Origin of the sequence: Herbiconiux ginsengi (genome assembly GCF_900107435.1) — a bacterium.
In the GTDB taxonomy this organism is placed as follows: domain Bacteria; phylum Actinomycetota; class Actinomycetes; order Actinomycetales; family Microbacteriaceae; genus Herbiconiux; species Herbiconiux ginsengi.
This window is the reverse complement of sequence record NZ_FNPZ01000012.1, coordinates 1-25,221: the sequence shown is the minus strand read 5'-3', so window position 1 is coordinate 25,221 and position 25,221 is coordinate 1. Positions and strand designations below refer to the sequence as shown.

Sequence of the window (25,221 nt, the reverse complement as noted above, 5' to 3'; positions counted from 1 at the left end):
ACCTGCCCGTTCTCGGTGTTGTACTTGATGGCGTTCGAGATGAGGTTGTCGATCACCTGGCGCAGCCGGAACCCGTCGGCCTCGAGCAGCACCGGCTCGGTGATCGCGTTCTCGATCGAGATGCCGCGCTCCGAGGCGCTGAGACGCTGCGCCTCGATCGACTGCGCCGCGATCTCGGCGAGATCGCACTGGTTGAACGACATCACGATCTGCTGATCCTTTTCGCTCGCCGCGGTGAGCAGATCGGCGACCAGCGCGAGCAGGCGATCGGCGTTCGAGGAGGCCACCTCGAGCATCGACCGGGTGGAGGCATCCAGACTCTCGTCGTCGAGCGCCAGTTCGAGATAGCCGAGGATCGAGGTGAGCGGCGTGCGCAATTCGTGCGACACGGATGCGACGAGGTCGTCACGCGCCTGGATCGCGTTGATCTCCGCCGTGACGTCGCGCGACACCATCACCCCGCCGTCGAGCCCGCCGTCGGGCGCGGTGAGCGGCCGCGAGCTCACCGACAGGGCGACGCGGTGCTCGCCCGGCTCGCCGAGCCAGACCACGAGGTCGTCGAAACGTTCGCCCTGGGTGGCCCGCCGGAACGGGCGCTCCTCCTCGGGGTAGGGGGTGGTGCGATCGGGCTTGTAGAGCACGGGCAGCTCGACACTCGTCTCCGGCACGCCGAATTGGGTCTGCACGTCGCGGTGCGCGCGGTTCACGATCGACTCCACGCCGTCTTTGCCGAACGCCACCACCCCGAAGGTCACCGCGTTCAGCACTTCGTCGAGCGTCTGCTCCTGGCGGCGGGCCCGTCGGAGGGCCACCTCCAAGAGGTCGGCCTGCTGCCGGAGCAACCCGCGCTGGGCCGCGGTTCTGCTCGAGGTGGTGAGCGTCGTGGTCGCGATGAAGGTGAGGGTGACCGGGAGCACCAGCAGTCCCGGAATGCTGTTCAGCGTGAGCGGGTCTCCGCTCAGGAGCGCAGAGAGCCAGAGGAGCATCGAGGAGGTGACGACACTCACCACCGCCCCCACGAGCCCGAAGTACCCGGCGAGCCAGATCACCGGGAAGACGAGCAGGAGGCCCGCGCCGAGCACCGAGTTGCCCTGCCGCACCGCCGTGATGGCGAAGATGTCGATGATCGGCAGCAGGGCGATCCAGTTGCGCGGAAAACTCGACCAGGGCACGATCGCCGCCGCTCCGGTGAGCACGAAGACCACCGCGACCCCGCCGAAGAACCGGAAGTCGAACACCGAGTCGGGTTGGAAGACGTAGGCGGCGCAGACCAGGAGGAGGAGGGCGGCGGCGAGCAGCAGTTGCGACTGGAACACGGCGCGGTCCACACGGGAGCGTCGATCTGCTTCCGCGAAAGCGCGCCCCGGGCTCATGGGTCGAGGTTACAGCCCAACCGTCGTGCACGATTGGACTGCCCATTCGTGCGCCGGATATCATCCAAGAGGGGTGTCGAAGTGGATCTGGTCGCGAACGCGCGGGGTGTTCGACCCCACACGGTGGGGATCGTCGACGATCACGAGATGATCCTCGACGGGTTGTCGAATTGGATCGGCGCCCACGCGCACGACCTCGAGGTCGTGATCCGCTCCTCGAGTTGGGTCGAGATGGCCCGCCATCCCGCGTTCCCGCCCGATCTCGTGATCATGGACCTGCAGTTGAAGGAGCCGATCTCGGTCGAGGCGCGCATCCGGATCTGCCGATCGGTGGGTGCGCGCGTGGTCGTGATGAGTGCGACGGATTCGCCCGAGACCGTCGAGCGGGTGCTGGCGGCGGGGGCGGCCGCGTTCGTGTCGAAGTCGCGCCCGGCCGGCGACCTGATGCAGACCGTGCGGTCGGTGCTCGGTGTGGTGCCGGCGCGCGCCGGCCAGGCCTGGGACGAGGCGCCCCGGCCGATCGTGCGCGGCGGTGCGGCGAGCATCCGCTTCACCGAGGAAGAAGAGGAGACCTTGCGGCTGTACACCTCCGGCCACAGCCCGGTGGAGGTCGCGATGATCCTCGGCACGAACATCCAGGCGGTGAAGAACGCGCTGGAACGCATCCGGGCGCAATACGCCGCCGAGGGGCGGGTCGCCGACAAGAAGCAGGATCTCATGCTGCGGGCGGCCGAAGACGGGTACCTGTCGTAAAATCGCACCAGGCCCGGTGGCCGCGGCCCATCCGCGCTCCAGGCGCAAGGGGCATGGGTGACACTTCAGATAGCGGCTGATGTCGACGGCGTCGCGACCAGTCGCGCTTTGGCCCGGGCCGGCGCTCTGCTCGCCTGCGTGTTCCTCGGCGTCACGATGACCGTGTCCGCGCTCTTCATCCCGGTCACCGGGCACGGCGAGATCGTGGTGGGACTGGGTGCGCTCCTGGTCACCGGGATCGGCGTGGTGGGCGCCCTGCACGTGCGTCGCTTCGCCGCGGCGGTCGCCCTCACCCTCCTCGCCTGCGCGGGGCTCTACCTGTTCGCGCTGATCGCGACCGGGGTCTCGGTGCAGGTGCCCGGCCCCACCCCCTCCAGCGACTACGTGCTGCTGTCGATGCCCGAGTTCGCGGTGCTGGTGGTGGGCATCTCGGCGCGCTCGCTGCGCAAGGCGCTCGCCCTCGGCAGCCTGGCCTTCGTGGCCGGCCCCGGGTTCGTGCAGGTCGCCGCCTGGCAGCAGGGGATGCCGCGCGCCGTCGACATCCCGGTCATCGCCTCCTACTTCGCCCTCGGCCTCTTCGTCACGGCCCTGTGGCTGGGGCGGAGGGATGCCGCGCGTGGCACAGCGGTGATGTCGGGCGCCGCGCTCGCCGAGGAGCGGGATGTGGCACTGGAACGCTTCTCGACCCGCGCTTCCAGCTGGCTGCACGACACGGTGCTGAGCGATCTGCGCGCGCTCGCTGCGACGGAGCCCGGCCCGCTCGACTCCACGCACGCGCAGGCCATCGACCGCGATCTCGCGAACCTGGCCGACGTGCGGCTGATCCTCGACGCCCCCGGGGTGCACGGCTCGGCTACGCGCGCTCTCGTCGCCGTGCCCGCACTGGTGGGCCTGGTGCGCGACGCCGAGCAGAAGGGGCTGCGCATCCGGGTCGGCGGTGACGTTCCCGCGATCAACGCGCTGAGCTTCGCCGTGACTCGCAACCTCGAACGGGCGATCACCGAGTGCCTCGACAACGTGCTGGCGCACTCAGGGGTGCGCGAGGCCGAGATCTCGGTGATGTCGAGCCCATCGGAACTGAGCGTCATGGTGTCGGACTCCGGCGTCGGTTTCGAGGTGAACGACATCGCGGAAGACAGGATCGGATTGCGGGTGAGTGTCGTCGACGCGATCGCTGACATCGGCGGATCGGTGCAGATCTGGTCGCGGCCGGGCGCCGGCACCGCGGTGTTCATGACCGTGCCGGGAGGCCAGTCGTGAGCGGGGGAGCCGCGCAGCCGGGCACGCCTGCGGTCGCCGCGGCCCGCCGCGTGCTGCGGCCTCCACGTGGGCTCACCGCCCTCGAGCTCGATCCGCTCGCCGCCATCAGCGCGCGGGGGTTCCTCGTGGTCGTCGCCGTGGTGTCGCTGGTCTGCGCCATCGGTCTCACCGTGACGACGGCCGATCAGATCTCGTCCTGGCCGCTCGCCGTGCTGGCGCTCGTGCTGCTCGCCGCCGGGTACGGCTGGTTCGTCCGCAGCGCGTTCCGCTTCGATCTCGGGGTCTCGAACGACCGGTTCGCCGTCTCCTACGCCCTGGTCGCCATCGCGACCGTGCTGAACTCGCTGAGCTGCCTCGGCACGAATACGCTGGTGCGCGACGACTGGGGTCTCGTCACGATCGGGCTCGTGCTGATGGCCGCCGCGCCGTTCCGCACCTCTGCCGAGCTCGGCACCTACACCACCGTCTCCGTGGCGCTCGCCGGGATGCTCGCGGGGCTGCACTGGTTCACGAGCCTCGACACGAGCATCCCGCTCGCCGTGATCGTGCTGGTGGCGGCGGCGCCGGCGCTGGCACTCGGTCTCGGCTCGGTGGGCTACGCGCGACACCTGCTGCTCGGCATCTATGCGGAGCGGCTCGACCAGGCCGAGAACCGCGAACGGCAGTTCGACGAGCTACGGCGCACCTTCGTCGACGACGACGTGGTGGGATCGATCGGGTCGCTGCGGGAGGAGATCGTGCCGTTCCTGGCGCGCATCCGGCAATCCGGCACGCTCACCGTCGACGACCGGGTGCGGGCCGGCGTGCTCGCTCAGACCCTCCAGGGCGCCATCGCCGAGGCTCGGCGCTCCGATTCGCTCGCCGACCACGTCTCGGCGCTGGTCGACGAGGCCGGGCTGTCGCCGCGTCTCCACGAAGACGACCGGGCGACGTTGCGCGCCTTGCTGATCGCCCTCAACAATTCCGAGCACGCCTCGCGGCAGGGCATCACCCTCGAGCTCGTCGAGGGTGAAGACGATCGTTTCGGGGTGGTGCGCTGCCGGTCCGACGACGTGCGGGCGCTACGGGCCGACGTGCTGCCGTTCATCCGGATGGCGCGGCTGATGTTCCGGAGGGCCGGCGAGCAGGTCACCGACGACACGCTGTTGGTGCAATTCGACATCGACCGGCTCGCCTGACTCCCGGTCGATGCGGTTCTGCGGCTATCCGCATCGATCACGCATAGTTGCCCGGGGCCGCGTTCGGGCTCTGCTCGGCGCTGCTAGCTTCATGACACGTCGAGGTTGTCGCCTCGATGGTCACGAGGGAGATCCCGATGATCCTGCGAGACACCGTCACCGATTTGGTGCGTGCCGTCGTTGTTAACGCGGGCAGCGCAACTGCGGCTCAGGCCGTCTCGCGCGGGGGCTCGGCTCTCCCTGATTCCTCGGCAGCGGTGCCGGATGTCGCCGGTTCACCCCACCCTGCGATGATCCGCACCGCTGTCGAGCTCACGCCGGCGACCCTGCGAGTGGAGACATCCGCTCACAGGGTCGCCGTGCCAGTACCGGCGCCCCGGGCTCCTGCGGTCGTCCGCATCTGACGGACGCGCGTCGAGGCGGCGTTCGGGTCCGTTGCGGCCGTGCCGTTCGCGATGCGGTCGAGGAGCCCGGGGCGTCGCCTGGGTGGACTTGAGGGTGAGTTGTGCTCGTGTTGTCGGGTAAGGGCCCGGGAGTTCATTACTCTTGTGATATAGATGCGTCTTCATCGACCCGGAGGGCGCCGTGTCACGAGAGTCATCTGGGGGTGAAGCCGGTGGGGGATTCGCCCAGCCCTCACGACGCCCATCGGCGCCGGTCGCGCATCCGAGCCGCCGAAGTGCGCCGCCGCGTGCTGGATGCCGCGCTCGAGCGGGTGGAGGGCATCGGCCTCACCATCGGCTTCGAGCATCTCGTGATGGACGACCTGATCCGCGAGGCCGGTGTTCCCCGGAGCTCGACCTACCGGCTCTGGGACTCGAAGGAGGCGTTCGTCTCCGATCTCCTGATCGAGATCGCCAGTGAGACCTCGAACAAGCTCGCCGACGACGAGACTCTTGAGATCAGTGAGCGCATCCTGTTCGACAACCTCGAGTTGCTCACCGAGGAGACCGATCGGCGGCGGGTGATGTACGAGGTCATCCGCGTGGCGCTCGAGCACAACTACCGCGCTGTGATCGCCTCGGTGCCGTGGCAGTCGTACGTCGGGCTCTCGGCGACGCTGCTCAGCAACTTGGAGTCGTCGGCGCGCGAGGAGATCGAGCGGGCCCTCCGAGCGGGCAGCGATGCGTTCATCGACCGGATGGCCGAGTTCCACAAGTGGTTCTCCACCATCTTGGGCTACCGCATCCGCGCGGAGTGGAACGGCGACTACCGGCCCTATGCCGTCGTGATCTCCGCCGTGGTCGAGGGACTCGGCCTCCGCCATCTCGGCAACCCGGGAGTGGTGGATGCGAGCTATCGGGGGCCCGCGACGATCACGTCGGACGACCCGGAGTGGGCGCTGCCGGCGATCGCGTTGGTGGCCATCCTGGAGCGATTCCTCGAGCAGGATCCTGATTTCGACGCCGAGGCGAACGTCGAGATGCTGCGGCGGATGAAGGCGGCGCGCGAAGCCGCTGCCGAGGCGTCAGTCGAGGACTGAGCTGCCGATCAGCTCGGCGACCGCGGCCTCCGGACTGTCGTAGGGCCCCGACCAGGCCTGCTTCGTGTGCACCGTGGCGAGCTTGGCATGCCAGCCGTCTTTCAGCAGGTAGAGCCGCGCGATCGGCTTCTCGATGTCTCCCGAATGGATGATGGCGCGATCGGCGCCCTCGAAGTGCAGATTCCCCATGTCCAAATGGTACTCACCCCCTCCGACACGTGGGGGCGCCTGAGCAGCAAACCTTCATTTCGCGACACAACACGTCACCAGAACGACAGTTCTGCGCGCAAACCCGCGGCGCTCCGGGGCGAAAAGCAAAGCTGAAATCCGCGCTGGGGATGCCTTGTCGCGCTGCCCGATCTACGCCTATTCCATGGGGGAAAATATGCTCAAGAAGGACTCCGTCTCCACCGAGGTCGAGCCGACACTCGAACGCCGCACGATCATGAAGGGCGCCGCCTGGTCGATCCCCGTGATCGCTCTCGCCGTCGCAACGCCGGCCGCGGCCGCCTCCGACGTCGATCTCGGCGCCTACCACCTCAACGGTACCTGCGGCATCCTCGGCGTCCTCGGCCCCGGCTTCACGCTGACTGCCGGCCCGACCGAACCGCTGCCCGTCGGCACCACCGTCACCATCACCGGTAGCGGCGTCGCCAACATCGGCGTCTTCAGCGTCACCGGTGGCACCGCCAGCATCTCCGTGCTGAGCGGCACCAGCCGTCAGATCACCCTCACCTCGGCCGTGCCGGCCGGCGCGACGATCGCCTTCCGCACCACGCTGTCGATCTCGGTCGCGTTCACGCTGAACGCCGTCACCGGGCTTCCGGCGGGTTACACTGCCACCGGCGGAAAGGCCTCCGGATCGGTCAGCTCCACGCTGATCCTCTGCTCCGCCACCTGATCCACACCGACGCCGGCCGGTTCCACGCTTTCGCGTGAGAGCCGGCCGGCGTCGGCCGCTCTGCGTTCGCGTCTCCTTCGAGGGTCTGGTGGAACCATGGCACCCCCATTGCTCGTGCTGATCGTGTGGTCGCTTGCGGCCGTGCTGCTCGTCAGCGGTGCCCTCAAACTCGGCCGTTCGGCCGAGACCCTGCGCTCGCTCGCTGAATTGCGTGTTCCGCAGCTCCTGCGCCGGCGGTGGTTCGCCGAGGTCGTGCCCTTCGCCGAACTGGGTGTGGGGCTCGCTCTGCTGCTTGCGCCCACGCCCGCTTTCACGGTGGCCGCGCTCTCCGCATCCGCTCTCTTCGCGGTGTTCTTCGGACTGACGCTGGGTGTCGTCGCCCGGGGTGAAAGCGTCGTGTGCGCCTGCTTCGGCGTGCGATCGACCCGCCCGATCGATTCGCTCGCGGTCGTCCGCAACGGCCTGCTGCTCGCCGGCGCCGTGGCGGCCACGGTCGGCGCGCGCGAAGGGGCGGTGCCCGGGATGCTCGCGTTCGGCCTGGTCGACTGGACCGTGTTCTTCGCCGCCGTCGCGCTGCTGCTCGCCATCGCCGTGACGGTGCTGCTGGTGCGGCGCTCGCGAGCGACATCCGCGCCCCGGTCCCTCTCGTCGACGGCTTCTGCAGCGGCGCCCAGCGCGGCGACCGAATCGTGGCCGGTGCCCGACCTGGAGGTGACGGATGCGACGGGTCGCGCCGTCGAACTCGCCACGGTCGCGCGTGACCGGCCGGTGCTCCTCCTGCTGCTCTCAGCGGAGTGCACGCCCTGCGGCGTCGTGGCCGATCACGTTCCGGAGTGGCGCGACCAGCTGGGCGACGCGGTGGAGATCGCGGTGCTCACCTCGGAGACGCCCGAGGCGTTCCGGCGCCGGTATCCGCAGCTCGACGCCCGGATGCTCTTCGGCTACCGCTCCTTGATCGCCGCGACGGGCATCGCCGGGGTGCCGAGCGCCTTGCTGCTCGGCACTGATCGCCGAGTGGCGGCCGGTCCTGCTCAGGGGCTCGACGACGTCATCGGCCTGACGGAGGCCGTCGTCTCTGTTCTTCCCTCCCGTGATTCGCGTACGGTTTCTTCTTCACACAGGGAGTGACGATGGCACCAGGGGAATCCACGCACCGTCGACCGCCTTCATCCGGGCCACAGGCGGGGATGCGCAGCAATCTGCAGGTCGGCGACACCGAGGTCTCGCTGCTCGAGGTGCCGGCCGGCGGAGCGCCGTTGCGCAAGATCTGCCGCACCTCGGCGCCCTCGGTGGAGGTGCTCTTCCCGCTCGAGAACACCGTGGTGGTGCGCAACGACAACCGCGACGAGCGGGTGGTGCGACCTGACGAGTCGATCTATCTGGTGGGTCACCGGCGCTACGCGGTGTTCTCGACCCAAGGTGGTCTCGCCCTCGCCGTCGCGGTTCCGCTGGCCGCCGTCGACGAGTACGCCGGCGAGAGTGGACACGTCGAACTCATGCGGGGCTCGGCCCTCCTCGCTCCGGTGAAGAAGTTCCTGATCGGCGTGATGGAGAACCACGACGAACTCGATCGATTGCCGGCCTACTTCATCGAGAAGCTGGTCTGGGAGATGGTGGTTTCCCTCATGCTGGAGAGCAAGGGCGCGGCGAGCCTCACTCGGCCGACCCTCGGCATGCTGGATCGAGCGATGGCACACATCGCGGCCTACCGAACCGATCAGACGCTCACTCCGGTGTCGCTCGCGCAGGCCCTCAACATCTCGATGCGGCAGCTGCAGCGTGTCTTCGCCGGCATGGGATCGACGCCGTCGCGGGAGATCCGCCGGCAGCGTGCAGATCTGGCGGTCTCGATGCTCACCAACGACGCGTTCCGGGTGCTCAGCATCACCCAGGTGGCGCACCACAGCGGATTCGCCGATGCGGCCGAACTGCGTCGGGCCTTCGAAGCGTTCGGTTACCGCACGCCATCGGTGGTGCGCGGCGTGAGCGCGCGCTGAACTCCTTTAGTCCTCTTCGCCGGGGCCCGACACCGAATCGAGAAAGGCCCGCAGGTCGACGATCACGTCTTCGATGTCGCGACCGGATGACGCGGCGAGACGCGTGGTGAGCCACGAGATGCACACCACGGCCGAGCCGACGATGTCGCCCGGCGTCGGAACGATCTCGGGCGAGTCCGGGCTGTCGATGGTGAGCGAGGAGAGCGCGATGGTCATCGCGTCGACGTTCGCCTGCACGGTCTGGCCGGTGCTCTGCGACACCACGGCGTCGAGCAGCACGTGCGCTGCGCGGGCACCGCCGGCGGGGATTCGTCCGCTCTCCAAGGTGCCCTCCCGACGCCATGCCGGCGTGATTCGCGGCCCCTCAATTCTACCCGGACCGGGTGTTTCAGATCGACCCGATCCTCAGGAAGGAACGAATTTGTGGGATAGGTTTTCTAGAAAGCTAGTAAAACTAGCGAAATCATCCACACCCTTCTCCGCAGCGATCAAGCGGTCGGCTGCAGGGCGTGGCTCTACTCGCGACCCGGAGAATTCTGTGATCACCCCGTTTCCCGTTCCAGGCGACGACACCCATGCGCATTCCCCCGACGATCTCGACCGCATCGTCTCGTGGGCGACGGCCGTCTCGCGGATGTCGGGAGAGAAGCCGCTCACACTGCCCGGCATCGTCAGTCCGCTGGAGTTCAGCGTCGACTTCGCCGTCAACGCTCAAGCGGATGCCGCGAGCGTGACGCTCGGCAATGGGGTGGTGCGGTTGCCGCCCCTCTGTTCGGTGCTGACATCCGGAATTCTGACGCTCAGCCTGCGGTGGACGCCGGGGTACTGTGCCGACGGTGTGCGCGAGGGCGATCTGCTGTTCGACGACTGGGTCGTCGATCTGGTGCAGGCGACCCGCATCGACCTCCGTCATGCGGCGCTGGTCGACGAGTGCTGGGAGACGACCGTTCCGATGATGACGATCGTGAAACCCTCCGCCGCCGAGACGGGCGACGAGTTCACCGCGCGTGTCTCAGGTGAGGCGCTGGGCTTCCGCGGTGCGGGCATCCGCGGCTGGGCGCACGGCTGACGCCTGGGCCTACTCGGGTTCGTCGGTGAGTTCGACCGTGGTGCCGGAGACCGCGCCTCCGATGGCGGCGCCGAAGGTGAACGTTCCGGCGATGAGATAGACCGCCTGGGTGAAGTTGTGCGCCGGGCGGCGGAGGTAGATGCCGAACACCACGGTCTGGCGGGCGGCGAGTGCGATCGGGTTCTCGGAGGTGATGGTCATCGAGCCGCTCGAGGGGGCGGTGGCCGTGAAGTCGGTGTTCGAGACGGGGAGAGACGCGTTCTGGTCGTCGCTCATCGTGGGGGAGTCGGGGAACTCGACCGTGAATTCGTTCTCGTCGGTCGGCAGGTCGACGAGCGTCACCTGCAGGATCTCCGGCGGCAAGGCGGCATCGGATTGGTTCGTGATGGCCACGAGGGCTGCGAAGGTGTCGGAGCGGTGCAACTCGATGAGCGTTGCCGCGAATGTGACCGTCACGGTGTCTTCGCTCGCGGCGGCCGCGGGCGTCGCAACAGCGAGAGCGACCACGGGAACCGACCAGGCAGCGCCAGCGAGCACGGTGCGGCGGTTGAGCTCAGCCGAATCCGTCATGGATTCATATCGCCAGTTCGGCGTCGAGGGCGAGGGCGCGTTTCGCGCGTCGCCGGTCGTTGAGGAAGGCGATGCCGGCGGCGCCGAAGTAGAGGATCACCATCGGAATGGCGAGGAGGAACATCGACATCACGTCGGCGGCGGGAGTCGCGATGGCCGTGAACAGCGTGATGGCGAGGATGGCGATGCGCCACGACTTCAGGATGGCCTTCGCCGAGAGCACGCCGGCGAAGTTCAGCAGCACGAGGAAGACGGGCAGCACGAAAGCGATGCCGATGGCCAGCACGAGTTTGAGCACGAAGTCGTAGTAGGTGCGCGCGGAGATCAGGGCCGTGGTGTCTTGTGGCGCGAATCCGGTGAGCAGCACCACCATGTGCGGCATCACGAGCCAGCCGGCCAGGCAGCCGAGCAGGAAGAGCGGCACGGCCGAGAGCACGAAGCCCACGGCGTACTGCTTCTCCTTGCGCTTCAGGCCCGGCATCAGGAACGCCCAGATCTGGTAGAGCCAGAACGGCGACGAGACCACAACGCCCACGGTGAAGGCGATCTGCAGCCGCAGGTCGAAGGCGGAGGAGATGTCCGTGAAGTTGAGGCTCGCGACGCGGCCTTGCTCCTCGGCGAGCTGCTCGATCGGTACGCGGAGCGCGTTGAGCACCCAGTCGGAGACGAGCCAGCCCGCGATCATGCCGAGAACGATCGCGATAGCGGCGAGGAAGAGCCGTTTGCGCAGCTCGACGAGATGGGCGCCGAGCGACATCCGCCCGTCGCGGGGCTTGCCGGATTTGGGCGCGCGCGCTTCTCTGCTGGAGCGCGTGGTGCGCTCGGTGCGGGTCACCGGCGGCTAGGACTTGGCGTCGGTGTTGCTCGTCGCGTCGCTGCTCACGGGCGCGGCGGGCGCTGGTGCCGCGGGCGCAGCCTGGCTCTCCGCCTTCGCGTCGTCGTCTTTCATGGCCTTCGTCTCGCTGCGGAAGATGCGCATCGACTGCCCGAGGCTCTTGCTCAGAGCGGGAAGTCGAGTCGCGCCGAAGAGCAGCAGGATGACGACCAGGATGATGACCAGGTGCCATCCGTTGAGGTTGCCGAGCATCGTTTCCCCGTTCGCTCAGAAGTGTGAATGTCTACAAGTGTATCCACAGCCGCGCGCGGGATGCGGCCTCGGTCTCAAGCCAGGTCGTGGACGCGATGCAATTCTGAAGCCTGGATCAGAGAAGGCCACGGTTCTTCAACACATGGATGGCCTGCTTCGGATCTCTGGCTGCTCTGACTCCTCGGGAGGCGTACGTTCGCAGAATTGCACCGAAATGGGCGAGTCTCGACATCGGGGTCAAGGGAACGCTGACGTCGAAATGAGCGCGCAAGCTTCTCTCTGAAGCCGGCAACAGGCTAAGGCTCGAGCTGTTCAGGAGATTGCTCCCATGCACGACGACCAGCCACTTGGGAGCGCCGCCGACGTGGCGCACGGGAGCGAAGTCACCGATCGAGCCGTGGGGGCGCACGAAGACCGTCCGCAGCGGCGATGCCTGCTCGAACTTCTCGATGAGTGAGAGAAACGCGTTGGACCGGTGTGTGTATCGGCGTAGCAGGCCGCCGCGTTCGTACTGGAGCCCGTGGTCGAAATTGATGGCGAGTCGGTCGGTCGGCAAGAACTCAGCCTGCACCGCGGAGATGAAGTCCCGCGCAACGGCGTCGTCGCTGTCGAGACGCGTGGTGATCACGTGAGCCGCGGATGTCCGGGACATCACCTCGTCGGCAACGGCGGAGAAGAATGGGCGGTCGATCCACACGGGCTCGAACAGTCCGGCGGCCAGCTCTTCGATGGCTTCCTCGAACCACGGCTCGCGAACGGAATCGAAGAACACGAGCCAGCGGAATCGGGGGTTGCCCGTCTGCTGCGCCAGAGCTGTGCATGCGAGTTCTGTGAAGAAGGCGAGGCGATAGCGCAGCCATTCTTCGGGATGCGATTGCGGCTCCTCGGTGAATCGCACACTGAACCGAGTCAGCACGAAGTGTTCGAAAGCGGTATCGGTCCCGTCGGGCATCCGCTGACCTTCCGTGCTCATCGCTCTACGTGTGTGGGCAACTCTTCGAGCACGCCGCCCTCGACCAACTCCCGCACGGTGGCGCCGACGAGGCCGGCAGCCTCGCCGCTCGGCGGCTCGCCGTGCAGCTCCACCACGCGCTCGACCAGATCGTCGAACGCGATCGGTGAACCCGTGAGTGCCCAGACGGAGGGCCCGATGCCGTCGAGCACCGTGACCGAGGACCCGTGCAGGAGGCAAAGTCGCCCGTTCTCTGCGACGAGCGCGTCGATGGCAGGGATGCGGCGATACCCCGCTGATCCGCCCGGAAACGGATGGCTGGGCAGATCGACGGGGGTCGTCGTGGAGAAGCCCGATGCGTTCGAAGCATCGAGCATTCCGTCTGCGAAGGCAGCGGTGATGTCGTCGGCCTCCGAGTAGCTCAGCACCGCGAATCCGCCGGTGCGGTCGTAGAGTTCGGCGATTCGGTGCAGCGGACGGGGAAGCGAGGGGAGATAGCTGAGCTGCGGCACCAGGTGTTCGAGAGAGTCAGCGAGCGTGATCGGATCGATCGACACTCCCGCGGCATCCGGACGGCGGTCGAGCAAGAAGATGCGGGAAATACGGAGGTCGCGGGTTCCTGAACCACGCAGCCCGAGCGACGCAGGGGAGACTTGCGTCTTCAGCCCGTCGAGCGCATCCGGATCGATGATCGAGAGAGGCTTCGCATGCGGATGCACCCGGCCTTCCTCGTCGATGCCCACCGTCTCGTCGCTGACGTAGTGCGAGACGCGGGCGAGCGAGCGCGCAAGGGTTGACTTGCCCCGGCCAGAGGGGCCGACGAAGGCATAGACGGCTCCGTCATCGCGGGCGACTGCGCAGCCGTGGAGCATCACCAGGTCGTGCTTGCGTTCCTCGATGGCGGCGAGGGTGATGCGGGAGGAGAGGGTCGATTCGAGCGACCTCAGATCACGGGCCACGAAACTCTTCGGATCGGCCTGCGCGGGCTTCCAATCAGGCTCGATCGACGCCCGATAGACCCTTGCGGAGTCTGTGGAATCGACTCGAGCCGCCGACCAGATTTCGCGCAGGTGCGCGGCGGACTCGTGGTCGATGCCAGCGCCGAGCGAGATGCGGAAGGGCACGCCAAGGGCTTCGATGCTGAGGTCCCCGGGCATGGTCTGACAATAGCGCACGGTAGGATACGAGAACTTCGAGCGCGCGCGCCTACATCCGATGGGGGTTGAGAGTGGACGCGTTCGATTCGTCGAAGTGAGGAGAGCCTGTGGAACTGCGGTCTTATCTGCCCATACTGCGGGCGCATTGGCTGGCGATCATCCTGTTGACCCTGCTCGGTGGAGCGGTGGCGTTCGGCTGGACCCTCATCCAGCCGAAGGTGTACACCGCCGACTCCTCGGGCATCGTCTCGATCGGGTCGAGTTCCGACTCGGGCAACGCGCTCGTGGGGGACAACCTGGCCAAGTCGAAGGTGAAGTCCTACCTCGACATCGGTGAGTCGCGAGCGGTGGCGCAGCATGCGATCGATGAATTGGGCCTGAGCGCGTCTCCCGAGAGCCTCGTGGGCAAGATCTCGATCAGCAACCCCACCGACACCGCCGTGCTCAAGGTGACGGCGAATGGAGCCACACCCGAGGCTGCGCGTGATCTGGCCGAGGCGTGGATCAACGGGATCCAGGCGCAGATCACGAGCATCGAGAGTACCGGTGCAGACCCGGCGACGGCGTCACCCAGCATCGTGCAGCTGATCCCCCTCGACTCGGCGGTGCTCCCGAGCGCTCCGTCATCTCCCAACGTGCGGCTGGCGATTGTGATCGGCCTGATCATCGGTCTGATCGCGGGTATCGCCTACGCCGCGGTGAGGCACATCTTCGACCGGCGAATCCGCTCGCCCAAGGTCGTCGAGGCCGAGACGGGGCACTCCGTGGTGGGGACGATCCCGATCGACCGCCGCTTCACCGACAAAGACCGCCTCGTCAGCATGGATGGCTCAACCGACTATGCGGCGGCCGCCAACGACGACCGTGCCGTCGCCGAGGCGATGCGCGAGGTGCGCACGAACATCCAGTTCATGAACGTCGACAACCCGCCGCGGGTCATCGTGGTCACCAGCCCTCTGCCGGGTGACGGAAAGTCCACCACCGTCGCCAACCTGGCAATCGCCATCTCGGCGAGTGGCCAGCAGGTGGTTCTGATCGACGCCGACCTTCGACGACCGACCGTCGCGAAGACGTTCAATCTCGTCGGCGGCGCCGGCTTGACCGATGTCCTCGCCGGTCGTTCGAACGTGGGAGACGTCCTTCAGCCGTGGGGCACCTCGGGCAACCTGTTGATCCTGGGTGCCGGTCAGATTCCGCCGAACCCGAGCGAATTGCTCGGGTCGGTGCGGATGCACGAACTGGTCGCCTCGCTCGCTGAGCACGCAATCGTGTTGATCGATGCTCCGCCGTTGCTGCCGGTGACCGACGCGGCAATTCTCACCCACAACACTGACGGGGCGCTCATCGTAGCCAGCGTGGGCAAGACGACCATCGATGCTCTCACGAAAGCGCTCAGCAACGTGGAGCGCGCGAACGGCACCGTGCTCGGCGTCATCCTCAACCGCGTTCCCCGCAAGGGTGCCGGATCGAGCTACTACGGCTATCGATACGGCGGTGACTACAACTCGACGTCGGCGGTACCGGAGTCAGAGGCGGCGACTGCGTCCAGTGTGTCGACGGATGCGCAGCCGAAACCGGCGAAGGTGTCGAAGGCCGAGCGCAAGAGCAAGCCCGTCGAGCTCGCCGCTCCTCCCGCGGCCGGCGGCGTGTACGAGGATGTCATGGCGCGAGCGGCGGCCAATCCTCAGCCCGGTTGGGACGCGGCAGGCATCGATTCCGTCGACGCCGGGATCACTGACGACGACTTGCAACGGATCTTCAACGGGCCCGACGACGAGTCCGGGTCGGCCGCTGCGGAGCGGGGCATCCCCACTCGGCGAGAGCTTCGCGCCGGTCGTTCCAGGAAGTAGTGGATGTTCGACAATATCTTCGCGAAGCCGGAAGCTCCGCCCGGGCCGCCGCGCATCCTATTCGTCTGCACGGGCAACATCTGCCGGTCGCCGCTGGCCGAGAAGCTCTTGGCAGCGCGTTTGCGCGAACGCGGGAGTGAATTCGTCACCTCCAGCGCGGGCCTGATGGCCGTGGTCGGGGCGTCCATGGAGCCGCAGCCCTCCGCCATCGCGGTCAGGAACGGCGCTGAGCCGTCGCACTCGGCCACACAGCTGACAGCGGCGATCGCGGCGGCGTCGACCCTCATCCTCACCATGACGCGGGAGCAGCGATCCGAGGTGGCCCGGGAGTACCCCGCTGCCCTGCGACGAACCTTCACACTGGGGGAGTTCACCCGCATTCTCGCCGAACTGCCCGAGCAGGTGCCCGGGCCGTCGGCCGACCGCACTCTCTTCGACACCGTGCTGAGTGCGTCGCAATATCGCGGCATGGTGACACTCGGCGATCACGACGACATCGACGATCCCTATCGACGCTCGAACGAGACGCATGAACGGGTGGGCGGCGAGATCGTGGCTCGGGTCGATCTCCTGGCCTCGCAGATCCTCAGCGACTGACGAGACCGAGCTCGAGCAGTCGCGACAGGAACTCTCTCACCGGCTGCTCGATCTCCGCGGAGGGAACGTCGTATTGCGCCGAGAGCGTCTCGACGATCTCCGCTACCGTTCGGCCGTCGACGAGGCGCCACACGTCTTGAGCGGTGCCGTCGAGCAGCAGCGGCCGGGCTGAATGGGACGTTAGTTCGAGTACGACCGTCGACAAGCCATCCCGCGTCTCTGCCACGTGCAGGGAGCGGTGCCAGCGTTTTTCGCCGCTCACGGTCGAGGTGGTTCCGTCATCGTTCACTGCCCACAACTGTATGACAGGTCGCGAAGCCCGCACCTCATCAGATGGCCGAGGGTGAAAACGAGGGCGAAAGACTGCGCACGCAGCCGAAACCGTCGAATGGACCTCGATAGCATCGACATCTAGACGAGCAGTGCCCGATGGGGGGCCTTCCGGGTATCGACTCCATGTGTGCCCCGATGGCGCCTGCAGTTGAACCCTACCTTTGGAGATACCCATGACCCACGATATTCAGAACTCTGGTGAGACGGTCGAAGAGACCCGCGGTCTGACCCGCCGCCAGGTGGCGCTCGGTGCCGCTTGGTCGGTTCCCGTCATCGCCCTTGCGGCCGCGACGCCTGCCGCCGCCGCCAGCGACCCGATCACCGTTCCGACCGCTGTGGTCGGCGGCACGATTGCAAGCACCACCGCCGGAACCACCCGTACGGTCACCTACTCGGGTGGTTACGCCACCTACAACAACGCCGGCGACACGAGCATCACTTCGGGCAACTACGAACTGTCGTTCTCCTGGAACAAGCCGACCCTCATTCCGACCTTCGACCTTGACGCGTTCGCGGCACAGGGCTGGGTCGTTGAGAATGCCTACACGCCCGGTGGCGTGTTCTTCTCGTTCACGCACGCGCCCGTGTCCAACGGTGTCGTCGTAACCGTTCCCACGGTGACGTGGGCGGGCACGTCGACGAAGCCGCTCCTCACGGTCGTGCTGTCGTCCGACAGCGACGACGTCACGGGCAGCACCGTTGGCATCAACTGACCTGTTGCACTAGGTTCGGGTGGCGGTGACTCTTCGGAGTCACCGCCACCTTTCTGTCTGGGCTGAACTGATTCTGCGAGCGTGATGATGACGACGGCGAACTCGGCTGGCCGAAGTCGGCTCAGGAAGATCACGGGAAATCCGTTCGTGCATCTCCTGGCCGCTTTCATCGTGCTGGCGCTGGTGCAGACGTTTCTGGTGCGCCTGTACTTCGTGCCATCAGGTTCGATGGAGAACACACTCGAGCCTGGCGACCGAATCCTGGTCAACCGCCTGGCTTTCGCGGGTGCGAGTCCGCAAACGGCGGATGTCGTCGTGTTCAATGCGTCCGATGCTTGGCAGGGTGAGGGTGCTGCGCCGAGTTCGAATCCGTTGGTCTATGCGGTCAAATGGGTTGGTGGGCTGGTCGGCATCGGGCCGTCCAACGACCACACATTGGTGAAGCGTGTCATCGCAGGTCCCGGGCAGACGGTGTCCTGCTGCGATGCGGAGGGGCGCGTGCTGGTCGACGGGAAACCGCTCGAAGAGCCCTACGTCTTCAACGACTTCCCGTTCGTGCCGGGCTCGCTGGATTGCGATAGTGAATCGCCGTCGACTCGGTGCTTCGGGGAATACACGGTTCCCGAAAACGAGTACTTCGTGCTCGGCGACAATCGCGCAGGGTCGAACGACTCGATCCAGCCTTGTCGGGGCCAACCTGCTACGACGGATGCCTGCGTCAAGCTCGTGCGGCGTGGCGATATCGTTGGTCGGGCCTTCCAGGTCGTGCTTCCCCTCGGGCGATGGGGCGCGGTCTGAGGTCAGGAGCGCTTCATGCCTTCCGGTATCGCCCTCACCAGACCGGACAATCCATGGAGTATGCGTCTTGAACGGGCCCGGAAGAGCGCGCCCGTAGTCGCGCTGATTTCTGGGTGCTCCTGCAGATACATGTCTCGAGGTGGCCAGAGCACGACGAACAACTCGCGGGGCCTATGGCGCAAAGGTAGCTGATCGAAGTAGGTTAGCCACTCCCCGGTGCGTGATGGGTGCGCGACGCGTCGGTTCCAAGACTTGAAGGCTTTCGGGCTCACCGCCACCCCTTGTCGAGTTGCGATGCCGACATCCGCGAAGATCGGGCCGAGTGTTTGCGAACTCCCGGTAGCGGCTGCCAACTCGGCCAGTTCTTCGGCCAGCTCGTGATCCGCTCGTAGACGGGTGAGGAGATTTGAAAGCTCTTCCTTGTTTCGAGGAGTGTGCAGCCATCTCAGCGCATGCAGACCGAGGATGGCGGCTCCGCCTACGATATCGGTGCCGACCACATCCGTGGCAGCGATCGTGAATGTCTGGCGTCGTGCCCAGAGAGCTTCGAACACGACGTCTGCGGAGGCTAGAAAGCCCGGGTAGTAGCGGTGCACATCGATGTCGACCGGCCACCCGTCGTGGATCAGCGTGATCGAGTGTTCTTCAATTCGGTCGTAAAGCCAGAGGTGTACGCGTTCGTGCCATCCGAAGTCTCCCAGCAGGCCGACGAACTCGGCGAATCGTGCCGGCTCCACCAGAACGTCGATATCGGCATACGCACGAGGTGGTCGAAGGCCGAGCTCCTCGAGAATGAGCCCCTTGATCAAGAGAACCCGAATGCCGGACGTCTCAGCGATACGAGATACGGATGCACAGCCGAGAGGAATGGCAGCCGAGTTCGACAACTTCGCAGAAACTTCCGACACGAGTACCCCTCTCATCCAGTGCACTCATGACGCTAGCAGGAGCCCCATGGAGGATAACTCGACGACGTGGGAAGCGACCAGAGCTTGATGGCGGCGACTATTCTTCAGAACCGCGTGGCAGCGACTACAGCCGCGATCAGCAGACCGAGTGCGACGAGTCCAATCAGCACGACCGCGGCGATTCCGAGCCTTCGCCGTTTGTTGGGATCGAAAACGGGAAGTCGGCTGTTGCTGCGCACCATTTTCAGAAGCGGGTCGCTGCGATCGTGACGAGCGTGGTGGCCGCCCCTGCCAGAAGAATGACGCTCGAGTACATCGCGATTTGTCGCCCACCCATCCTCGAGTGGTAGTGATTGTGGACATGTGAATGATGCGTGGGATTGACGCTCTCTGCGCTGAGTTGCGCGGGCGTGCTTGCGGTCACGATCGTCACGATGTCCGACGACGCAGCAGAAAGCTTGGCGACGTGTGGCCGGGTCTTGCGCAGATCGCGCGGTGCCGCGATCAATTGCTCAGCTGACACGATTCCCCCGATCGTCGAAGATTCTCTCGACGTCCCTGTCGCCCTTTCGATTACAACACGGCAAGGCTGCGTGTGTCCGACTTGTAACGAGATGTTCATCCGCCGGGAAAGACATTGGCGATGTGAGAGCATGTTGAGTGTGATTCCGGAGTCGTCAGATCGGTTCCGCATTTGGGGAAGGGTGCTACTGCGTGGAGTTTCGGGACTATGTTCGGGCGATACGCAAGGGCTGGGTCATCATCGTCGTCTTCACCCTTCTCGGCATTGCGCTTGCTGCACTCCTGTCGATCATCCGCACTCCGGAATATCAATCGACGGCGAAGGTCTTCGTTTCCGTGCAGTCGACAGGCTCGATCAGTGACCTGACTCAGGGAGGAAACTTCTTGCAGAATCAGGTCAAGTCGTATGCCGATGTCGTCAATACTCCGATTGTCTTGCAACCCGTTATCGATTCCCTCGGCCTCGACACGACCGTAGAGGAATTGTCTCGATCCGTGTCGTCCGCCTCACCGTCCGACACGGTGATTGTCGAGATCACGGTGTCCGATGAAAGCCCTGACAACTCGGCCAAGATCGCGAATGCGGTCGCGGCGAGTTTCGAGGCGGCCGTTACGGATCTCGTACCAACGAATGCCGAAGGTGTTACCCCCGTCAAGATCACGGTTTTGCAGAACGCCTCGGTGCCCGCGGCGCCGTTTTCACCGAATGTTCCGCTATACATCGTCATCGGTGCTCTCTTGGGCCTCATCCTGGGCTTGGCGCTGGCGATAACCCGCTACGTACTCGACACGCGAATCCGCAACGAGCACGACGTTGAAGCAATAACTGACGCGCCGATCGTGGGGGGCATCGCGTTCGACGCTCGCACCCCGGAGAATCCGCTGGTGCTCCGCGATGATCCCCGAAGCCCGAGAGCTGAGTCGTTCCGAACGCTCCGCACTAATCTGCAATTCGTTGGTGTCGGTGAAAATGCGCGTAGCTTCGTCCTGACCTCTTCGGTGCCAGGAGAAGGAAAGAGCACGACGTCGGCCAACCTGGCCATCGCGATGGCCCTCTCCGGGCAGCAGGTCGTCATCGTCGATGCTGACATGCGCAAACCTCGAATCGCCGAGTATCTCGGTGTCGAAGGGTCGGTCGGACTCACTGACGTCCTCGTCGGACGAGCACAACCGAGCGACGTCATCACCAGGTGGGGTGACACCAACCTTTATGTCCTGCCTGCCGGGCGTGTCCCACCCAATCCGAGCGAGCTCCTCGGTTCGACAGCAATGGTGAACTTGATCCGATCACTCGAAAAGTCCTTTGACGTAGTGCTCTTCGACGCACCGCCCTTGTTGCCGGTGACTGACGCCGCGATCCTTGCGACCAAAGCCGGCGGAGCCCTCCTCATGGTGGCAGCCGGTCGCGCGCATAAGAATCAGGTGCGCGGAGCAGTCTCAGCACTGACGAATGTTGGGGCCAAGGTGGCTGGAGTCGTCATGACGATGCTGCCGACCAAGGGGCCCGATTCCTACGGATACGGCCGGTACGGGTATTCGTACGGCTATGGGTACGGGATCGATGAGCCCTCTCAGGAGGCTACGCTCAGAGAGCGGAAGAAACGCGATCGGTGACTGGAGTGCGGAGATCTACACCTATCGGCCGCGCTGCGACGATCGTCGCAGTGGTCGCTCTAGGGGTGATCGCCGCTGCTCTCGTTGTATTCGCCTTGCGGACTGAGCCGGTGCCCACGGCGGGGGAGATGCCAGACGCGGTGATCGGTTCTCCATCACCGAGTTTGCAACAACCGGCACCGATCACTCCCACTCCCACTCCGACGACAAGCTTGACCTCGGTATCTCGGCTCATTAGCGCGGTCGACGGGAGCGCGGCAGTGCGGGTCTCGTCAGGTTCCTGCGGCGTGATTCCGCCAAGCGTCGAGTTAACTGTCGACGGAGGGGAAACGTGGACTCTGATCGTCCTGCCCCCTGACCTCTCGATCGGCCAGGTCTCGGCAGCCCACATGGTGACAGCCGACCAAGTTGATCTGGTTGTTCTTGCCGGTGTCGATTGCCGCCCTTCCGTCCTTTCAACCTTCACGGGAGGCCAATTCTGGGAGCTGTATCCAGATCGCCTCGGATCATTCTCCTACTTCGATCCCTCGGGCGACGGAGGGGTCGACGTCGAAGGAGCCGCAATGGGCGCCCCGTGCCCAGACGCGCTTGAAGTGGTGCAGAGACCCGACCTCACTGCTGTCAGATGTTCAGATGGCATTGCGGTCTTTAACCCGCAAACTTCACGATGGGAAGGGATCACCCCGCGGGTGGCTGCGGCTGTTGCTGTGCCGGCAGTCCCGACGCCGGGCGCCGAGGTGCTCGCTGCATTCTCCGACCAGTCGGGGTGCGAGGGAACGTCTGTCGACGGGTTCGCGGCAGACGGAAGCACCTTCAGCGGTGATCGACTGGGGTGCGCCCCGATCGCCGCGAGTTTTACGAGTTTGGCGTCAGCGAGCGGTGCTCTCTGGTTGTGGGCTGACGACGCAATCCTCGTTTCAGCCGACAACGGTGTGACTTGGATACGTCATTGAGGTTCGTTGTCGCGTCGGGTTGTCCGGCGAGGCGGTAGTGTTCCACTGAGGGGATGCCGGAGTCCCTGCGGGAATCCGGTGTGAAGGACGAATGTTGAGCGAACAGGCGAATACGCGAACAGCGACTCAGGCTGTCAACCCGAGTACCGCGTGGTCTCAGATCTACGCACGGCGGCTCTTTATCACCGATTTCCTTGTGCTCGTGTGGGTAGTCTTCGGCGTACAGATCGCGTGGTTCGGATTCACTTCTGCGGCCCTCGATGTAGGCGATTCGTCCGGCGACCTGGCGATCAGTTATACCGCGATCTCTGTGATCATCCTGGCCGCCTGGCTCGTCGTTCTCAGCGTGTATGGAACGCGGGGTCGGAGGGTAGTCGGCACGGGATCGCAGGAATACCGCCTGATCGCCGACGCGACCTTGCGGCTCTTCGGCCTCGTCGCGATCGTTGCGTTTCTCTTTCAAGTCGACCTCGCGCGCGGTTATATCCTGATCGCCTTCCCGGTGGGCTTGATGGTGCTGTTGCTCACGCGGTGGATGTGGCGGCAATGGCTCGCAGTACAGCGCATGAAGGGTGAGTTCACCGCCAAGGTGCTGCTGGTGGGTTCGGCGGCATCCGTGATCCACATCGCTCGGGAGTTGAATCGGCGTTCTGACAGCGGATACTCGGTGATCGGTGCCTGCGTGCCCACGAGCCTGGTGGGTGACACACTGCCCGATACCGAGATCCCGATTTTCGGAAATCTCGACCGTGTCATCAAAGCTCTCGAAGTGAGCGGCGCCGACACTGTGATCATCACCAGTGCCGACGAACTGCCGCCGGACCGGGTGAGGGAGCTCAGCTGGAGTCTTGAGCCCGGACGGCAGCACTTGGTTGTCGCGCCGAGCCTCGTCGATATCGGTGGCCCACGGATTCATACTCGCCCTGTTGCGGGTCTGCCGTTGATCCACGTGGAAACGCCGAGGTATGAGGGAAGCAAGCGTTTCGCAAAGCGGGCATTCGACATCACGGCATCGGGCCTGATCATTCTGGTGGCTTCGCCGGTGCTGCTGGTGATCGCCGCAATCGTCCGCTTGAGCACTCCCGGGCCAATCCTGTTCCGACAGGAACGCATTGGGTACAACGGTGGTCGTTTCAACATGCTGAAGTTTCGATCGATGGTCGTCGACGCGGAAACTCGCCTCCTGTCGCTGCAGAATGCCGAGCGCCTCGAAGGCAACAGGGTGATGTTCAAAATGAAGGACGACCCGCGTGTCACCCCTATTGGAAGGTTCTTGAGGCGTTACAGCCTCGATGAATTGCCTCAGCTGTTCAACGTGTTCGGTGGAAGCATGTCGCTAGTGGGCCCGCGCCCTCCCCTCGAACGCGAGGTTGAGCAGTACGAGCAGCATGTGCACCGGAGGTTCCTCGTGAAGCCGGGCATCACGGGATTGTGGCAGGTGAGCGGTCGGTCCAATCTCTCGTGGGAGGACACCGTGAGGCTCGATCTCTATTACGTCGAGAACTGGTCACTCACTGGCGACGTCTTGATACTCTGGCGCACTGCAAAGGCCGTTCTGGCCAGCGACGGCGCCTATTAGAGCCCGTCACACTCCAAAACAGATTTGTTGAACCCCCGATTACACCGTAAGGTCAGGATTGACGGGCTGTGTTTTGGGGATGCAGTAACAATTTGGGTGTCGTTACTTGCGTAAGCTCCCCGTCACATTGACCGTCATTGGATCTTGGGATGATCACGTGATGGTGGGGACCTACATTGGGGTACGCAAAATTCTTGGCCGCGGCCGCGTCGATAGCCATGACGGCCGGTCTCCTGACCGCGTTGGTGGCGGAGCCGGCGAGTGCGGACGAGATCAGTCCGCCTGTCGAGAACTTCGAAGCCTCCCCCACGACTTGGGCGGTGTCGGCGGGCTCGGCTGTCGTCGCACAGTCGCCAGACGCCTCTGAGGGTGCGCGTTCGTTGTCGTTGGCGTATGACGTTTCGGGTGGGCAGGCGGAGATCCAGCCGGTTTCTAGTTTGGTCGTGCCGTCGGGGTTGTATTCGGCGTTGAAGCTGGATCTCAAGGGTGATGGCACGTGGAATACCGTGTATTTGACTATGACGGATTCCACGGGCGAGGTCTTCATCTACCGGGTGGATTCGATCAATGTCACGACCTGGAAGACCGTGACTGTTGACTTGACGAAGGCGCCGGTTTCTTCGGCGGGGGGTAATGCGGACAAGGTCTTGGATGGCCCGATTGCTTTGACGAAGATCTATTTGACACGGAATGGTAGCCAGCCGCCGACCGGGACGGTGTTGCTTGACAACATCCGGGTGGTGGGTGATGGTTGGTCCGTTCCTGCGAGTTCTCGCTCGTATTTCACTCCATCTAATGGGGAGTCGACCTCGTTCACGTTCTCTGCTGGTTCAGTGGGGGATTATGCGTTGCAGCTAAAGGACTCCTCGGGTCGTGTCCGAGTGCTGTCCGGGACGGTTTCGGCGGCTGGGACTCAATCGGTTGATTGGGACGGCAAGGATGCCGGGGGTAGTCAGCTGCTGGGCGTGGTGAACGCTGTTTTGAGTTATGACTCGGTGCCGGATGGGGTCTTGGCTGCTCAACCCGTTTCGGGGGGCGTGGTGGGGATCACTACGGTTGCGGAGCCGGTGGGTGCCGCAGCCCTTCTGTTGGACTTTGAAGACAGTGGGGCGTCGTGGAAGAAGACTGCCGGTTCGGTGACGCTCGGAGGATCGACGAGTCGGACACAGGGCGCGACGTCGCTGTCCTTGGCGTATGACGTTTCAGGTGGGCCGGCCGAAATCAGGCCGGTTGCGACGCCGATTTCTGCACCGATGAATGCGTTCTCGGCTCTGAAGGTCGATCTGAAAGGGGATGGTACGTGGAACACCGTCTATTTGAATGTCACTGATGCAACAGGCGAGGTATTCAACTATCGCGTCGATTCGATGAACGTGACGACGTGGAAAACAGTCTCGGTGGATCTGACGGTGGCTCCGAGCACGACATCGGGAGGGAACGCGGACAAGGTTCTGGATGCACCGATAGCGGTAACCAAGATCTACTTGACCCGAAACGGAACGCAGCCGGCCACAGGGACCATCTTCCTCGACAACATTCGAGCCGTCGGCGACGGCTGGACCAGCCCCACCAGC

26 protein-coding genes are annotated in these 25,221 nt (G+C 65.0%); 15 read left to right on the top strand and 11 right to left on the bottom strand.

All coding sequences use genetic code 11. The annotated features are described in order from the left end of the window. Nucleotides 1-1,373: sensor histidine kinase (locus BLW00_RS22745; RefSeq protein ID WP_139256872.1), on the bottom strand; the 1,373-nt coding region annotated here is incomplete at its 3' end. Between the two features lie 81 nt (nt 1,374-1,454). Here BLW00_RS22745 and BLW00_RS22740 point away from each other — a divergent pair. The 4 genes from BLW00_RS22740 (at nt 1,455) to BLW00_RS22720 (ending at nt 6,047) form a co-directional block, all read left to right on the top strand. Then, a complete protein-coding gene (locus tag BLW00_RS22740; protein WP_092558621.1) occupies nt 1,455-2,126 on the top strand; it encodes a response regulator in 672 nt (223 codons plus the stop codon). A gap of 57 nt (nt 2,127-2,183) precedes the next feature. Beyond that, entirely contained in the window at nt 2,184-3,386 is a 1,203-nt protein-coding gene (locus BLW00_RS22735) for a sensor histidine kinase (protein WP_139256871.1), read from the top strand. Beyond that, a complete protein-coding gene (locus tag BLW00_RS22730) occupies nt 3,383-4,564 on the top strand; it encodes a hypothetical protein (RefSeq protein WP_092558617.1) in 1,182 nt (393 codons plus the stop codon). The genes BLW00_RS22735 and BLW00_RS22730 overlap by 4 nt, the downstream gene beginning before the upstream one ends. Before the next feature lie 616 nt (nt 4,565-5,180). Beyond that, nucleotides 5,181-6,047: a TetR/AcrR family transcriptional regulator gene (locus tag BLW00_RS22720; protein ID WP_139256870.1), complete on the top strand. Its 867-nt coding sequence runs from the start codon at nt 5,181-5,183 to the stop codon at nt 6,045-6,047. On the opposite strand, the gene BLW00_RS22715 is transcribed toward BLW00_RS22720, so the two are convergent. Then, a complete protein-coding gene (locus BLW00_RS22715; RefSeq protein ID WP_092558611.1) occupies nt 6,033-6,236 on the bottom strand; it encodes a hypothetical protein in 204 nt (67 codons plus the stop codon). The two genes, BLW00_RS22720 and BLW00_RS22715, sit on opposite strands and share 15 nt — an antisense overlap. 184 nt (nt 6,237-6,420) lie before the next feature. Here BLW00_RS22715 and BLW00_RS22710 point away from each other — a divergent pair, with 184 nt between their 5' ends. From BLW00_RS22710 to BLW00_RS22700, 3 genes are all read left to right on the top strand, one after another. Next, nucleotides 6,421-6,948, top strand: a complete 528-nt coding sequence (locus BLW00_RS22710; protein WP_139256869.1) for a hypothetical protein — start codon at nt 6,421-6,423, stop codon at nt 6,946-6,948. A gap of 96 nt (nt 6,949-7,044) precedes the next feature. After that, entirely contained in the window at nt 7,045-8,076 is a 1,032-nt protein-coding gene (locus tag BLW00_RS22705) for a peroxiredoxin family protein (protein ID WP_139256868.1), read from the top strand. 59 nt (nt 8,077-8,135) lie between these two features. Next, nucleotides 8,136-8,945 carry a helix-turn-helix domain-containing protein gene (locus BLW00_RS22700; protein ID WP_139256867.1) on the top strand — a complete coding sequence of 270 codons (810 nt, stop codon included), beginning with the start codon at nt 8,136-8,138 and terminating at the stop codon, nt 8,943-8,945. 6 nt (nt 8,946-8,951) lie between these two features. Here the strand turns inward: BLW00_RS22700 and BLW00_RS22695 are convergent, their stop codons facing one another. Further along, on the bottom strand, nt 8,952-9,269 hold the full coding sequence (locus BLW00_RS22695; protein ID WP_139256866.1) for a hypothetical protein: 318 nt from the start codon (nt 9,267-9,269) through the stop codon (nt 8,952-8,954). 214 nt (nt 9,270-9,483) lie between these two features. Here BLW00_RS22695 and BLW00_RS22690 point away from each other — a divergent pair, with 214 nt between their 5' ends. Continuing rightward, nucleotides 9,484-10,014: a hypothetical protein gene (locus BLW00_RS22690; protein ID WP_092558603.1), complete on the top strand. Its 531-nt coding sequence runs from the start codon at nt 9,484-9,486 to the stop codon at nt 10,012-10,014. Between the two features lie 9 nt (nt 10,015-10,023). Here the strand turns inward: BLW00_RS22690 and BLW00_RS22685 are convergent, their stop codons facing one another. The 5 genes from BLW00_RS22685 to BLW00_RS22665 all read right to left on the bottom strand — a co-directional run bounded on the left by BLW00_RS22685 (nt 10,024) and on the right by BLW00_RS22665 (nt 13,780). Then, on the bottom strand, nt 10,024-10,584 hold the full coding sequence (locus BLW00_RS22685) for a hypothetical protein (RefSeq protein ID WP_092558601.1): 561 nt from the start codon (nt 10,582-10,584) through the stop codon (nt 10,024-10,026). Nucleotides 10,585-10,588: 4 nt separating this feature from the next. Beyond that, nucleotides 10,589-11,341, bottom strand: a complete 753-nt coding sequence (tatC, locus tag BLW00_RS22680) for a twin-arginine translocase subunit TatC (protein WP_092558599.1) — start codon at nt 11,339-11,341, stop codon at nt 10,589-10,591. An 84-nt stretch (nt 11,342-11,425) separates the two neighbouring features. Further along, on the bottom strand, nt 11,426-11,671 hold the full coding sequence (gene tatA, locus BLW00_RS22675) for a Sec-independent protein translocase subunit TatA (RefSeq protein WP_092558597.1): 246 nt from the start codon (nt 11,669-11,671) through the stop codon (nt 11,426-11,428). A gap of 115 nt (nt 11,672-11,786) precedes the next feature. After that, complete coding sequence (locus tag BLW00_RS22670) at nt 11,787-12,623, bottom strand: glycosyltransferase (RefSeq protein ID WP_175494582.1); 837 nt, start codon at nt 12,621-12,623, stop codon at nt 11,787-11,789. 17 nt (nt 12,624-12,640) lie between these two features. Further along, nucleotides 12,641-13,780 carry a hypothetical protein gene (locus tag BLW00_RS22665; RefSeq protein ID WP_092558593.1) on the bottom strand — a complete coding sequence of 380 codons (1,140 nt, stop codon included), beginning with the start codon at nt 13,778-13,780 and terminating at the stop codon, nt 12,641-12,643. A gap of 107 nt (nt 13,781-13,887) precedes the next feature. Between BLW00_RS22665 and BLW00_RS22660 the strand changes: the two genes are divergently transcribed. Together BLW00_RS22660 and BLW00_RS22655 are read left to right on the top strand one after the other, a co-directional pair. Beyond that, nucleotides 13,888-15,630, top strand: coding sequence for a polysaccharide biosynthesis tyrosine autokinase (locus BLW00_RS22660; protein ID WP_092558591.1), 1,743 nt, complete (start codon nt 13,888-13,890; stop codon nt 15,628-15,630). 3 nt (nt 15,631-15,633) lie between these two features. After that, nucleotides 15,634-16,227: an arsenate reductase/protein-tyrosine-phosphatase family protein gene (locus tag BLW00_RS22655; protein WP_092558589.1), complete on the top strand. Its 594-nt coding sequence runs from the start codon at nt 15,634-15,636 to the stop codon at nt 16,225-16,227. Here BLW00_RS22655 and BLW00_RS23710 read toward each other — a convergent pair. After that, the gene (locus BLW00_RS23710) at nt 16,217-16,516 is read right to left on the bottom strand and encodes a PqqD family protein (RefSeq protein WP_175494580.1); all 300 of its coding nucleotides are present in this window, start codon (nt 16,514-16,516) and stop codon (nt 16,217-16,219) included. The genes BLW00_RS22655 and BLW00_RS23710 overlap by 11 nt on opposite strands. 217 nt (nt 16,517-16,733) lie before the next feature. On the opposite strand from BLW00_RS23710, the gene BLW00_RS22645 reads away from it, so the two are divergent. Both BLW00_RS22645 and lepB read left to right on the top strand, forming a co-directional pair. Continuing rightward, nucleotides 16,734-17,273 carry a hypothetical protein gene (locus BLW00_RS22645; protein WP_092558585.1) on the top strand — a complete coding sequence of 180 codons (540 nt, stop codon included), beginning with the start codon at nt 16,734-16,736 and terminating at the stop codon, nt 17,271-17,273. An 84-nt stretch (nt 17,274-17,357) separates the two neighbouring features. Beyond that, a complete protein-coding gene (gene lepB / locus BLW00_RS22640; RefSeq protein ID WP_092558582.1) occupies nt 17,358-18,071 on the top strand; it encodes a signal peptidase I in 714 nt (237 codons plus the stop codon). A gap of 2 nt (nt 18,072-18,073) precedes the next feature. Here the strand turns inward: lepB and BLW00_RS22635 are convergent, their stop codons facing one another. After that, a complete protein-coding gene (locus BLW00_RS22635; protein WP_175494578.1) occupies nt 18,074-18,979 on the bottom strand; it encodes a nucleotidyltransferase family protein in 906 nt (301 codons plus the stop codon). Nucleotides 18,980-19,223: 244 nt separating this feature from the next. Continuing rightward, complete coding sequence (locus BLW00_RS22630) at nt 19,224-19,502, bottom strand: hypothetical protein (RefSeq protein ID WP_092558578.1); 279 nt, start codon at nt 19,500-19,502, stop codon at nt 19,224-19,226. Nucleotides 19,503-19,693: 191 nt separating this feature from the next. On the opposite strand from BLW00_RS22630, the gene BLW00_RS22625 reads away from it, so the two are divergent. From BLW00_RS22625 to BLW00_RS22615, 3 genes are all read left to right on the top strand, one after another. Further along, a complete protein-coding gene (locus BLW00_RS22625) occupies nt 19,694-21,115 on the top strand; it encodes a polysaccharide biosynthesis tyrosine autokinase (RefSeq protein ID WP_092558576.1) in 1,422 nt (473 codons plus the stop codon). A gap of 1,044 nt (nt 21,116-22,159) precedes the next feature. Next, nucleotides 22,160-23,647, top strand: coding sequence for a sugar transferase (locus BLW00_RS22620; RefSeq protein ID WP_092558574.1), 1,488 nt, complete (start codon nt 22,160-22,162; stop codon nt 23,645-23,647). A gap of 194 nt (nt 23,648-23,841) precedes the next feature. Continuing rightward, on the top strand, nt 23,842-25,221 hold a 1,380-nt coding region (locus BLW00_RS22615; protein ID WP_217634484.1), incomplete at its 3' end, for a flagellar hook assembly protein FlgD.

Bases quoted from the DNA above. Each gene is read 5' to 3' on its own strand.
- BLW00_RS22665 (WP_092558593.1), bottom strand. From the start codon at position 13,780: ATGCCCGGGGACCTCAGCATCGAAGCCCTTGGCGTGCCCTTCCGCATC.
- BLW00_RS22645 (WP_092558585.1), top strand. From the start codon at position 16,734: ATGACCCACGATATTCAGAACTCTGGTGAGACGGTCGAAGAGACCCGC.
- BLW00_RS22685 (WP_092558601.1), bottom strand. From the start codon at position 10,584: ATGACGGATTCGGCTGAGCTCAACCGCCGCACCGTGCTCGCTGGCGCT.
- tatC (WP_092558599.1), bottom strand. From the start codon at position 11,341: ATGTCGCTCGGCGCCCATCTCGTCGAGCTGCGCAAACGGCTCTTCCTC.
- BLW00_RS22705 (WP_139256868.1), top strand. From the start codon at position 7,045: ATGGCACCCCCATTGCTCGTGCTGATCGTGTGGTCGCTTGCGGCCGTG.
- BLW00_RS22620 (WP_092558574.1), top strand. From the start codon at position 22,160: ATGTTGAGCGAACAGGCGAATACGCGAACAGCGACTCAGGCTGTCAAC.
- BLW00_RS22670 (WP_175494582.1), bottom strand. From the start codon at position 12,623: ATGCCCGACGGGACCGATACCGCTTTCGAACACTTCGTGCTGACTCGG.
- BLW00_RS22715 (WP_092558611.1), bottom strand. From the start codon at position 6,236: ATGGGGAATCTGCACTTCGAGGGCGCCGATCGCGCCATCATCCATTCG.
- tatA (WP_092558597.1), bottom strand. From the start codon at position 11,671: ATGCTCGGCAACCTCAACGGATGGCACCTGGTCATCATCCTGGTCGTC.
- BLW00_RS22655 (WP_092558589.1), top strand. From the start codon at position 15,634: ATGTTCGACAATATCTTCGCGAAGCCGGAAGCTCCGCCCGGGCCGCCG.
- BLW00_RS22710 (WP_139256869.1), top strand. From the start codon at position 6,421: ATGGGGGAAAATATGCTCAAGAAGGACTCCGTCTCCACCGAGGTCGAG.
- BLW00_RS22700 (WP_139256867.1), top strand. From the start codon at position 8,136: ATGCGCAGCAATCTGCAGGTCGGCGACACCGAGGTCTCGCTGCTCGAG.
- lepB (WP_092558582.1), top strand. From the start codon at position 17,358: ATGATGACGACGGCGAACTCGGCTGGCCGAAGTCGGCTCAGGAAGATC.